The sequence below is a fragment of the Sinanaerobacter sp. ZZT-01 genome (genome assembly GCF_035621135.1).
Classification (GTDB): domain Bacteria; phylum Bacillota; class Clostridia; order Peptostreptococcales; family Anaerovoracaceae; genus IOR16.
This window is the reverse complement of the sequence record NZ_CP141728.1, coordinates 3,086,229-3,098,348: the sequence shown is the minus strand read 5'-3', so window position 1 is coordinate 3,098,348 and position 12,120 is coordinate 3,086,229. Positions and strand designations below refer to the sequence as shown.

General features: G+C 36.9%; 9 protein-coding genes. 6 read left to right on the top strand and 3 right to left on the bottom strand.

All coding sequences use genetic code 11. From position 1 onward, the window contains the following. Nucleotides 1-5 precede the first annotated feature (5 nt). Nucleotides 6-1,034 (bottom strand): hypothetical protein, encoded by a 1,029-nt coding sequence (locus U5921_RS14950; RefSeq protein ID WP_324824254.1) that lies wholly within the window; start codon nucleotides 1,032-1,034, stop codon nucleotides 6-8. A 339-nt stretch (nucleotides 1,035-1,373) separates the two neighbouring features. Between U5921_RS14950 and htpG the strand changes: the two genes are divergently transcribed. The 4 genes from htpG (at nucleotide 1,374) to U5921_RS14930 (ending at nucleotide 8,060) form a co-directional block, all read left to right on the top strand. Then, nucleotides 1,374-3,257 carry a molecular chaperone HtpG gene (htpG, locus tag U5921_RS14945; protein WP_324824253.1) on the top strand — a complete coding sequence of 628 codons (1,884 nt, stop codon included), beginning with the start codon at nucleotides 1,374-1,376 and terminating at the stop codon, nucleotides 3,255-3,257. A gap of 160 nt (nucleotides 3,258-3,417) precedes the next feature. Then, complete coding sequence (locus U5921_RS14940) at nucleotides 3,418-5,028, top strand: ABC-F family ATP-binding cassette domain-containing protein (RefSeq protein ID WP_324824252.1); 1,611 nt, start codon at nucleotides 3,418-3,420, stop codon at nucleotides 5,026-5,028. Between the two features lie 213 nt (nucleotides 5,029-5,241). Then, nucleotides 5,242-5,880 (top strand): hypothetical protein, encoded by a 639-nt coding sequence (locus U5921_RS14935; RefSeq protein WP_324824251.1) that lies wholly within the window; start codon nucleotides 5,242-5,244, stop codon nucleotides 5,878-5,880. A gap of 122 nt (nucleotides 5,881-6,002) precedes the next feature. Beyond that, nucleotides 6,003-8,060, top strand: a complete 2,058-nt coding sequence (locus U5921_RS14930; RefSeq protein WP_324824250.1) for an LTA synthase family protein — start codon at nucleotides 6,003-6,005, stop codon at nucleotides 8,058-8,060. Here U5921_RS14930 and U5921_RS14925 read toward each other — a convergent pair. Continuing rightward, nucleotides 8,023-9,756, bottom strand: a complete 1,734-nt coding sequence (locus U5921_RS14925) for a ferrous iron transporter B (protein WP_324824249.1) — start codon at nucleotides 9,754-9,756, stop codon at nucleotides 8,023-8,025. The two genes, U5921_RS14930 and U5921_RS14925, sit on opposite strands and share 38 nt — an antisense overlap. A gap of 11 nt (nucleotides 9,757-9,767) precedes the next feature. Then, entirely contained in the window at nucleotides 9,768-10,037 is a 270-nt protein-coding gene (locus U5921_RS14920; RefSeq protein WP_324824248.1) for a ferrous iron transport protein A, read from the bottom strand. A gap of 79 nt (nucleotides 10,038-10,116) precedes the next feature. On the opposite strand from U5921_RS14920, the gene U5921_RS14915 reads away from it, so the two are divergent. Together U5921_RS14915 and U5921_RS14910 are read left to right on the top strand one after the other, a co-directional pair. After that, on the top strand, nucleotides 10,117-11,406 hold the full coding sequence (locus U5921_RS14915; protein WP_324824247.1) for a DNA recombination protein RmuC: 1,290 nt from the start codon (nucleotides 10,117-10,119) through the stop codon (nucleotides 11,404-11,406). Continuing rightward, nucleotides 11,403-12,107, top strand: coding sequence for a metallophosphoesterase (locus U5921_RS14910; protein ID WP_324824245.1), 705 nt, complete (start codon nucleotides 11,403-11,405; stop codon nucleotides 12,105-12,107). Before U5921_RS14915 ends, U5921_RS14910 begins: the two co-directional genes overlap by 4 nt. Nucleotides 12,108-12,120 lie beyond the last annotated feature (13 nt).

Here is a 12,120-nt window from a genome sequence, read left to right as displayed (position 1 = left end):
AATGATTATCGTCTTCTATTATTACGATTGTTATTTGGTCTGCAAGGGTCACAGCAATCATTAAAGTTATTGTCGTTGCAAGGATCACAGCACGGATCGCAAATGCATTGGCAATCATCTTCTTCGTCTTCTACTTCCGGATTGTATTTGCTTTGAATTTGATTTGGAAATAGTTGAGGGAAGCTATCACAAATTGCTGAAGACTCTGGTAATAATTGAACGTAACCAGTCGAAAGAACACAAAGTTGAACTGGGATTACGATTTTCTTTTCACAAGTAACACATAATGCGATAATTAGATTAGCTTTTATTGTGCCGTCTGGGCAAATTGTTAAATCACGGCCCAGATTGTTGGTTGCCAATCTTGTTTCACATGCAGGGTTACAGAATTCAGTGAAACGTGGAAGGAATGCACTGCTTTGGGTAGAAGGAAGACAAAGTTCAAAGAAATTTGTAAGCAACAATGGAGCACATTCCTGTGCAATGTTCACCTTGGTATAAACCGTAAAGGTAACTTCGTGGTCGTATCTGTCGCAAAGCAACAGATCCAAGTAAATCATGACATCACCAGTAATGGCGATATTTTGTGTGCCGAAGATAGGGGTTCCCCTGCCCTGATCATCACAATCCTGCGTGTCTGCATAAATAATTTTTTCTGAATAAGTACCGTCCGGACCTACAACTGTCACTTCGTCGCCGTTTGCGCATTTAATAAAGGTTCCGCCTGAAATAGTCGTGTTGATATTCAGCTTTAAATTAGTTGGGTCCTCTACATTTTGCGGGTTAAAGGATCTCTTACAGCGGATATCTACGATGCGTTTTAAGCGGTGGCCTCTAGGAATTGCTGGAGTGAAGCATTGATTGTTGACTGTTTTTAATCCTTGCAGGTTAAACAGCACAGCATCAAAAACCTTTTGTACATAAATCGGCTCCGAGACAACGTTGTTTAAATTACCGTCGAATTCACACAGGTCGTGTGCGTTGCAGCAATTTGAAAAGAGGTCCGGCGATATACGTCCACCGAAACAACTCATATATTTACCTCCTTTTTTGGTCAATTAAGTAATTGGTTTCACAGATAGTATATTCAGAGAGAAAAGATGTGTTACGGATTCTGGCTTCCTAGCCGATAAAAATATAGAATAAAATGATAAAAAGTTTATTGTACAAGCAAAAATGGAGTAGGAAGGCAAAAATAAACTCATACTTGATTTTTCACTTTCTATGGTTTATAGTAATGTTAGCACTCTATATAAGTGAGTGCTAACATTACTTTTTTCTACCTCATTCTATGCAGATGAGGAAGCGAATGACCGTATGAGCGGAAAAAATTTACCGAGAAGATCGGGAAAACTACGAGGGGGAATATACACATGGCAAAAAAGCAATTTAAAGCAGAATCCAAACGTCTTTTAGACTTAATGATCAATTCCATCTATACTCATAAAGAAATTTTTTTAAGAGAATTAATCTCAAATAGCAGTGATGCTATTGATAAGCTGTACTATCGAGCATTGCAGGAAAATAATACGGGTTTTTCTCGAGAGGATTTCGCCATTACAATTGAATTGAATAAGGAAGAGCGTACATTAAAAATTTCTGATAATGGTATCGGCATGACGAAAGACGAGCTTGAACAGAACTTAGGAACAATCGCAAAAAGTGGATCGTTGGCATTTAAGAAAGAAAATGAACCGAAGGATGAAATTGACATTATTGGACAATTTGGTGTCGGCTTTTATTCTGCCTTTATGGTAAGTGAGAGGGTGACAGTTATCAGCAAAGCCTTTGGCGAAGCGACTGCATATCGCTGGGAATCCACTGGGGCAGATGGCTATAATATCGGCGAGTATGAAAAGGAAAGCAACGGTACGGAGATTATTTTAAACATCAAACAAAATACAGAAGATGAAAATTATGATGAATTTTTAGAAAACTACCGTATCCAAGGATTAATTAAACGCTATTCAGATTATATTCGTTATCCGATTCAGATGATGATGGAGAAACACCACCTGAAGGAAGGTACTGAGGACGAATATGAAGATTATAAGGAATTAGAAACTTTAAATAGTATGGTTCCGATTTGGAAGAAAAATAAGAGCGAGCTGACAGATGAAGACTACCATGCTTTTTATAAAGAAAAGTTTCACGATTTTACAGATCCGGCAAAGGTCATTCATACAAACGTAGAAGGGGTGTCTACTTATAATGCACTTTTGTTTATTCCGGTGAAGGCACCATTTAATTATTATACGAAAGATTATGAGAAGGGGTTACAGCTTTATTCCAGCGGCGTTTTGATTATGGAAAAATGTGCGGATTTACTGCCGGATTACTTTAGTTTTGTAAGAGGACTTGTGGATTCTCAAGATTTATCCTTAAATATTTCCAGAGAAATGTTACAGCATGATCGCCAATTAAAATCGATTGCTTCCAGATTGGAAAAGAAAATCAAAAGTGAATTGTTGGCAATGCTGAATACCGATCGTGAAAAGTATGATGCGTTTTTTGAAAGCTTTGGTTTGCAGCTTAAATATGGTTTATACGACGGCTTTGGAGCAAATAAAGACACCCTAAAGGATTTGGTACTATTTTATTCTTCTTCTGAGAAAAAAATGGTCACACTGTCTGAATACGTTTCTCGTTGTAAAGCAGATCAGAAATATATTTATTATGCAAGCGGAGAAAATGTTGATCGGATTGATAAATTACCGCAGATTGAATTATTAAAGGATAAAGGTTATGAAATCTTATACTTAACTGCAGATATTGATGAATTTGCATTACAGATGCTTCATGATTTTGATGGGAAAGATTTTAAATCTGCCTCAAGCGGCGATTTAGAATTAGAAGAAAGTGAAGAAGAAAAAGAAGCAGCACAAAAACAAACGGAAGAAAACAAGGAGTTGTTGGAGTTTATGAAGGAGACTTTAGGAGATAAAGTTTCTGAAGTGCGTTTATCTCAGCGTTTAAAGACGCATCCAGTTTGTTTGAGCAGTGCCGGAGAATTATCTCTTGAGATGGAAAAGGTAATTAATGCACTTCCAAATGAACAAAAGATTAAGGCTGATCGAGTTTTAGAAATTAACGCAAAACATTCAGTTCTTGAGGCATTAAAGCAATCGTATATGGATGATAAGGAAAAGGCTAAGATATATACCGAATTGCTTTATAACCAGGCATTACTGATTGAAGGATTTACTTTAGATGATCCAGTTGCATTTTCCAATTCTATTTGTTCGTTGATTGTGTAAGTGTGATCTATTTATAAAAGGATTTTAAAGTTGCACCCCTTATGACAGGTATGGTATCATAAGGGGGTATGCTTTTTTTGGAAAGTATATGATTCGATAAATAAGAAATAAAAATCGGGAATATTCCGATTATGATAGAAATGATCAGGAGGATACAAAAATGATTACAGTTACTAACGTAAGCCTGAATTTTAGCGGACAAGCGTTATTTAAGGACGTTGATCTAAAATTTAACCCAGGGAATTGTTATGGTATTATCGGTGCGAATGGTGCTGGAAAATCAACATTTTTACGCATTTTATCCGGAGAATTGGAACCTTCTACCGGAAATATATCAATCCCGTCTCATGTGCGTATGTCTGTTTTGAAGCAGGATCACTTTGCGTACGATGAATATACCGTTTTAGATACCGTAATTATGGGTAATATGAGACTTTATCAAATAATGCAGGAAAAAGATGCTCTCTATGCAAAAGAAGACTTTACGGATGAAGATGGGATAAAAGCTTCCGAACTAGAGGGTGAGTTTGCAGAAATGAATGGATGGGAAGCTGAATCGGATGCAAGCCGTTTGCTGCAGGGATTAGGTCTTTCCAATGAAATTTTATACAGTCAAATGAACACTTTGACCGGAAAAGAGAAAGTCAAGGTTTTACTTGCACAGGCATTGTTCGGCCAGCCTGAAATTATATTGCTCGACGAGCCGACAAACCACTTAGATATTCAAGCGATTGACTGGCTGGAAGATTTTCTGCTGGATTATGAGGGAACGGTAATTGTGGTATCTCATGACCGTCATTTTCTAAATACCGTTTGTACAAATATTGTTGATATTGATTATGGCAAGATTAAAATGTATGTGGGAAATTATGAATTCTGGTATGAATCAAGCCAAATTATGCAGAAGATCATTCGAGATCAAAACAAGAAAAATGAAGATAAGATTAAAGAGTTGCAAAATTTTATTCAGCGTTTCTCTGCGAACAAGTCAAAATCAAAGCAAGCGACCTCTAGAAAAAAATTGATTGATAAGTTGACTGTAGAGGAGCTTCCGGCTTCCTCCAGAAGATACCCATTCGTTGGTTTTAACATGGATCGTGAAGCAGGGAAAGAAATTTTGACTGTTGAGGGAATCAGTAAGACGATTGACGGAGTAAAGATTCTGAATCAAGTTTCATTCCGTGTAAATAAGGATGATAAAATTGCATTTGTCGGAGAAAATGAAATTGCAAATACCACATTGTTTAAAATTATCATGGGAGAAATGGAGCCTGATGAAGGAAGCTTTAAATGGGGAACAACCATTACAACTTCCTATTTTCCAATGGACAATTCTCAATTCTTTCAAGATTGTAATTTGAACCTAGTGCAATGGCTCGGACAGTATACAGAAGAAACGACGGAAACGTTTATGAGAGGATTTTTAGGGCGTATGCTGTTTTCCGGCGATGATGTATTTAAACCGGTAAAGGTACTTTCCGGCGGAGAAAAAGTTCGCTGTATGCTTTCCCGTATGATGCTCTTTGGCGCAAATGCATTGGTGCTGGATCAGCCGACAAATCATTTGGATTTGGAGTCCATTACTGCTGTTAATAATGGACTGATTGATTTTAAAGGCAATTTGCTTTTTGCATCTCATGACCATGAATTTATTCAAACGATCGCAAATCGTATCATTGAATTTACAGAAGAAGGAATGCTGGATCGTACATGTACCTACGACGAGTATATTCAAGAGCAGAGAGACCGTGCCTTAGCCTCTAAAAAATAGAGATCATACAGAAGCGTTTCAATTGATATAAATACAGAAAACAAAAAAAGAATGGAGTTTTTAAAAGAAAAAACCCATTCTTTTATTTTTTTTGTTGTCGAAAAAATCCCTATTATAATGAAGGTTATGTGAATTTGTCTCCTTTAAAGTTGATTCGCTGCTTATAATGTTATATAATTATCAGCGTTATAGATTAAGAAAAAGAGGTTAGCTATGGAACAAAATACGCCTAATATAGGTTCAAGCCGAGTGAAACAATGGTTTTTATTAAAGAAAGAATCCCTTGGCATAATTGGAATGATTGCAATTATTTTTGTGTGGGTGAAGTTATTTCTGTTTTATCAATTCATGTCTGTGCAATCTAACTTTATATTAATATGGTTTATTACTGGAGGACTAATTTATTTATTTTTTTCGTCTTTTAAGAATAAATGGATACCGGCATGTGTGTATTTAATTTTTTCGATTCTAATGTTTGCAGATGTTGCTTATGCAAGCTTTTTTAACCGCTATTTATCCATAAATATGTTAGGAGCAGCAGGCTTTTTAGGGGATGTGGGCGCAAGCATAAAAGCAGTTTTAAAACCTAAATTTTTTCTGCTTTTTTTAGATAATATATTAATCTTTATTACTTTATTCCGAAATCATTTTCTTTTAAAGAATAAAGAAAATACGGAAATTTCCTTTGATTCCGCTTTGCAAGAAGAAATTGAAGGAGATTATGACAGGCATGAAGAACATCAAGAGGGAAATAAAAATGAATTTGAGCCAAAGGAGCAGATGGATTCATCCTATGAGCACTCTGAATCTTTTTCAGAGGAAAACAAAACAGAAATGGGGCAGAGGAAATGAAGTTTTTTCAGTTCTATTATAAATTTTTTACAAATTTAATAGATTTTTTTCGTACAATAGTCGCGCGTATATTGCAAGATACTAAAACAATATGCAAGAGCACAAAAAAGAAGATTCGGACTGTGACCATCTGGGTTTTAGCGTTATTGATTCTGACTAATCCGATTGCAAGTCCTCTTTTTACATCAATTGATAATCAGGAATTCTTTTCTTATCACATCCGAGATTTGCTTCAAGGATTAACCGGAGGCGTTTTCGGTCAGGAAAAACAAGATTACTATTTAGCAACAGGAACTTATGAAAATCAAATTGACGGGCCGCTTTTTGGTGCAGCAAAAGGAAAAAATCTTATTTTGATTCAGGTGGAAGCTTTACAGAATATTATGATTAACGCATCTTATAATGGACAAGAGTTGACGCCAAACTTAAATCAGCTGATTAAAGAACAAGGTAGCCTTTATTTTGACCATTATTATCAGCAATTGGGAAGCGGGAACACTTCAGATTCTGAATTTGTCACAAATAATTCTTACCTAGGGAGTATTGAGAGTTATACATATCAGTTGTATGAAGATAATTATTTTAAGGGTCTGCCTTGGATATTAAAAGAGCAGGGTTATCAGACTGCAGTATTTCATGGATACAATAAGACCTTCTGGAATCGTGAGAGCATTTATCCGAAATTAGGGTTTGATACTTTTATAAACAGTGATGTTTTAAAAAATGATAATATTATCGGCATTGGAGGCGGTAATATAACTGGTATCAGCGATGCTGCATTCTTCCAGCAATCGACCGAAATTCTAAAGACGATGCAGCAGCCGTTTTATAGTTTCTTAATTACTTTATCTAGTCATCATCCGTTTAAACTTCCTAGTGAGCTATCACAAATAACTCTAGCGGAAGAAGACAAGGATACGCTCTTTGGAGATTACATCAACAGTGTCTGCTATGCGGATCAATGTTTAGGCATGTTTTTGGACTCACTGAAAGAGAATGGGCTTTATGATAACAGTGTGATTGCGCTGTATGGAGACCATTTTGGGCTGCCGCAGACCGATGCAGACGTCCAAGCGCAGGTTAGTAAATTCCTTGGCTACGATTATAAACTGAATCATATGATGAATATTCCATTGATTATTCATCTGCCGAACAGCGATGTAAACGAAACTCTTTCCATTACAGCCGGTGAATCGGATTTTTTGCCAACAATCAGTTATTTACTTGGATTAGAGCATTTGGATACCTTATATTTGGGACAAAATCTCCTTACGGCAAAATCAGGGTTTGTTTTTGAACAGACACATTTGCTGAAAGGCTCTTTTATCAATGATGATATTGTATTTGAAATGTCCAGAGATGGTGTCTTTTCTCACAGTAAAGCATGGCGTTTAGATGATGGGAGCGAAGTGGATGTGAGTCCGTATGAGACGGAATCTTTAAGAGCGAAGAAACTGATAGAGCTATCAGACTTTTATCTGAAAAATGATGTGCTCCGTAAAGCTTTGCTGCAAGGATTAAATATAGATGAAATTGTAAACGGAACCGTAGCAGAGACAGAAAAGCCGGAATTTGTATATACAGCAACAGCAAAAGATATAAAAGAAGACAGTGAACTAGACAAAATAGTAAAGTCAGGAGATGAAGTAACGATTTTAGTCACCCCTTCTGCGGATTGGCAGGAAGCGGATGCGTCAAAGGTTTTTTTTATGGATTTAATTAACTATTTGCAGGAAAATAAAAATTTAAAGGCATTGATGAATTTAGATGAAGATGCTATTTCTATGCTTCGTTACTTAAAGAATGACCAATTGGATACCGGTGATAATGATGCAGTAGCGGCAAGAAAAGAAGTTGTTTCTCGCCTTATTCCTGTTTTGCATAGCTTTGATCTCTATACGAAGACAGAGTATGAAGGGTTTAAAGATGTCATGGTAACTTTGAAGAAAAATTCTTATACGATTCCTGAAGTGAAGGATTTTCTTGAACAGAATAAGCCTTGGGCTGTGGCGATTAATGTAGATGATGCAAACGAGGAAAATTTGGCTTACGTCTTGAAACGGAAGAGTGAGTTTGTATATGGATATGGCTCCTCTGCCGGTCATGATGAAACGAGTTTAAAAAATATCGGATTTGATGGATTTATAGTAAAACCTGTGCAAGCACCGCTCCCACAGTAAAAGCCAAGAGCATACTGCTAAACCAGATCAGCAAGCTTTGCAGGAGAGATTGTTCTTTTATTAATACAGCGAAAGAAGCAAAGCAAGGAACAAAGAGGGTCACTACAGTAAGGACAATTACGATTTGTGGTTCATTTAAAAGTCCATCAGATATCATAGAATAGAGATGGGCTGCTCCTAAATCTTTTTTTATCATACACATGAGAAACAATCCGGAAGTTTGAGGCGGCAAGCCTAAAATTGAGGTGGTTAGAGGTTCAAGATGCTGATAAAGGAAAGCAAACCCGTTAAAATAAGCAAGTAAAGAAAGTAATATACTGCCTAAAACAAACATCGTTCCTGCGTCATGGAGAAAGTGCTTTGTTTTTTGGGCAGTTTTTTTTAATAAATTCAGAGCAACAGGTCTCCTTAATGGAGGAAGAACCAAAAATAATTCGGAAGATTTCCCGGGCAGTGTACGATTCAGAAAAATCCCAATGAAAAAGAAGAGAGACAGAATCGTAAAGAGATAAATACAAAGTGATGGAAACGACAGCTGTGAAGAAATGGCTAAAAGAATTGCAAATTGTGCAGAGCAGGGAATTCCGATACAAAGAAGCGCCGATGCAATTAATCGCTCTCGTTTTGTTCCTAAAATACGCGTTGTGATGAGCGCCATCGTAACACAACCAAAGCCTAATAGAATTGGAATAACAGCTTTTCCGTTTAATCCAAATTTAGAAAAGATACGATCCATTAAAACAGCGATACGACATAGAATCCCGCAATCCTCTAAAATAGAAAGAAGAAAGTGAAAGCCTGCAACGAGGGGAAGTAGTAACCCAAATAGATAGATCGGAACCATAGTCAAAAGGCCGTACTCTCCAATAAGAAGATAGCCTGATAATGAATCGGTTGAAAAAAAAGGTTCAAGCAGTCCCGTGATCCAATTAAAGTAGAATGTTCCCATCAGGAAATCTTCTGTAAAGTGAATGACTTCCTGTGCAAGAACTTTTCCAAGAATAAAATATATGGCAGATGCAATCAGCATTAGAAAAAGAAATCCAAAAAATGGATGAATGAATAAAAGCTCGCACTTGGAAAGCTTATTTCTAGTAATGTAAGAACTTTTTAAAAGACGATTGATTTCTTTTCTACGGATCTGATTTGCTTCTTCCTTGTATTCAGGTGCGCTTAAAAATGGAAGCTTATGTGAATAGGGCACAAAGGGTTGTCCCGTACATCCACCATTAAGAATAACATGCTTCATTTGAGAAACACCATTTCCTTTTCGCCCCGACACTGCAACGATAGGGACACCGAAACGTTTGAATAAAGTGTCAAAATCTATGTAGATGTGTTTTTTTCGTACTTCATCCATCATATTGACTAAAATGATCATAGGTTTTCCTAAATCAATCAACTGTGATGTCAGAAATAAATCTCTATGAAGCTGTGTTCCATCTATTACGTTTACAATGAGATCCGATTGTAGGACTGCGCTTAAAGTAACACGTTCTTCTTCATTTTCACAAGATAAACCAAAAACGCCGGGTGCATCCATAACTCGTAGATTTTCAAATGTGCCTTCCGTTATTTCTACAGTTGTTCCGGGGAAGTTTGATACTTCAGCATAAATGCCGGTAATATGTTGAAATAGTACAGATTTTCCAACGTTAGGGTTACCGACTAAGGTAAGCAAAGGGTGTTCTTTCATTTAAAGCCTCCCTATTTGTAATAAAGTGATTTTAGAGGAATGATTCTTATATTCTGTGTTAAAAGATAACCAATTGCAATTTGTTGGTTTTCGACTAATAGCACAATGGGACCGTGGCGAAGTTTTTCTAAACATAAAACTGAGCTCCCCTCCATCATTCCCAGACGGAGCGCTTGACTTCGAACGTCAGTATTTGGAATGGAAAGTATTTGTACAGACTGATTTTTTCTTATTTGAGAAAGGGGGAGTGAGAATCCAAAAGATGTATATTTTTTTTTCATGTTACTCTCCTTTATGCTATACTATATGTATAGCATGGAATGCATATTCGATTGATTAAAAGTATACGTAGGGGGAAAAATGGAAACACTTTTTATAATTGTTATTCTATTCATTTTTGGAATATTGGGAGCATTGGGGTTAGCTGGTGTAAAGCAGGAAATTAAGAGTACGAGGCAAGAAACTTTGCAGTATATTCAGAGAAGTTTTCAAGGCTTGGGTGAATTGCTGAATGCAACACAAAAGCAGACAGCAGATTTGCAGGATAAGCGACTGGCAGAACTGACTGGACAGCTTTCAGAACGAGTGAATACGTTACAGAAAACAGTAAACGTAATGCTTGGGCAATTGGACAATCGATTAAAAGATAATTCTATTCAAAATGAACAAAAATTGGATAATATAAGAAGCATGATAGAAATTCGTCTATCCTCATTGCAGGAGGATAACGGTAAGCGTCTAGATCAAATGCGCCAGACTGTTGATGAGAAACTGCAAAAGACGTTAGAAGAACGTATCGGTCAGTCTTTTCAGCTTGTGAGCAATCGTTTGGAACAGGTTTATAAAGGATTGGGAGAAATGCAGACACTTGCTTCTGGTGTAGGAGATTTAAAAAGAGTGCTTTCCAATGTAAAAACCAGAGGTATTCTAGGAGAGATACAATTGGGAGCTATTTTAGAACAGATACTATCACCAGAGCAATACGAAGAAAATATTACAACCAAAAAAGGAAGTACGGAGAGAGTTGAGTTTGCAATTAAGCTTCCTGGCGAAAATGAGGAAGTGGTTTATCTCCCAATTGATGCAAAATTTCCTGCTGATGCGTATTCCAGATTAATGCAGGCATATGAAAATAACGATCGTATAGAGGCGGAGGCAGCTGGTGCAATTTTAGAACGAACGATAAAATCGTTTGCAAAGAGTATACGTGATAAATACATAGAGCCACCGCAGACTACTGATTTTGCGATTATGTTTCTTCCGTTCGAAGGATTATATGCCGAAGTTGTAAGAAGAGGGTTAATCGAAACTCTTCAAAGGGAGTATAAAGTAAATATAGCGGGGCCGACAACAATGGGAGCTTTGCTCAATAGTTTACAGATGGGATTTAAAACATTGGCAATTCAGAAACATTCCAGTGATGTATGGAATGTTCTTGGTGCCGTCAAAACAGAATTTGATAAATTTGGCGATGTTTTAGCGGCGACCCAGTTCCGTATTACTCAGGCTAATGCGGAGCTGGATAAATTAGTCGGGACACGAACACGTAAAATCCAAAGTAAGCTTAGAAATGTAACAAGCTTACCGGAAGACAGTAGCCGCATAGTATTAGATATTGATTCGACAGAGCTTGGAGAAAACGAAGGATGAGCATATTTGTAATTGCAGATTTACACTTATCGTTGTCAGTGGATAAGCCAATGGATATTTATGGCGGCCAATGGGTAAATCATGCAGAACGCATTAAAAAAAATTGGATGAAGCTTATTAAAGAAGAGGATACAGTTATCATTCCCGGTGACATTTCTTGGGGATTGCGCTTGGCGGAAGCGATGGAAGATTTAAAATGGATCGACGATCTGCCGGGTAAGAAGGTATTGTTTAAGGGAAACCATGATTTATGGTGGAATTCGATTGGAAAATTGAATAAGCTTTTTGAACATTTGACATTTATACAAAACACTTATTATGAAACTGAAAATCACAGAATCTGTGGATCGAGAGGATGGACTTGTCCAGGAGAATCCGGATTTACGCAGCAGGATCAAAAAATTTATCAAAGGGAGCTTGGGCGCTTGCGTCTTTCCTTAGAAAATGCGGTTAAGAATGGAGAGAGCAGCAAAGAGCTTATCGCTGTGCTGCATTTTCCACCAACCAACGAAAAATTGGAATCATCCGGGTTTACTGATATCTTTGAAGAGTTTGGTGTTAAAAAAGTTGTTTACGGACATTTACATGGAAGAGAAGCATATAAAAACGGATTGCAGGGAATGAAAAACGGAATTGAATATTACTTGACTTCTTGTGATAAATTAGAGTGTGTTCCTTTGCAATTAGAAAAGGAATCATAAAGTGAAAATTACT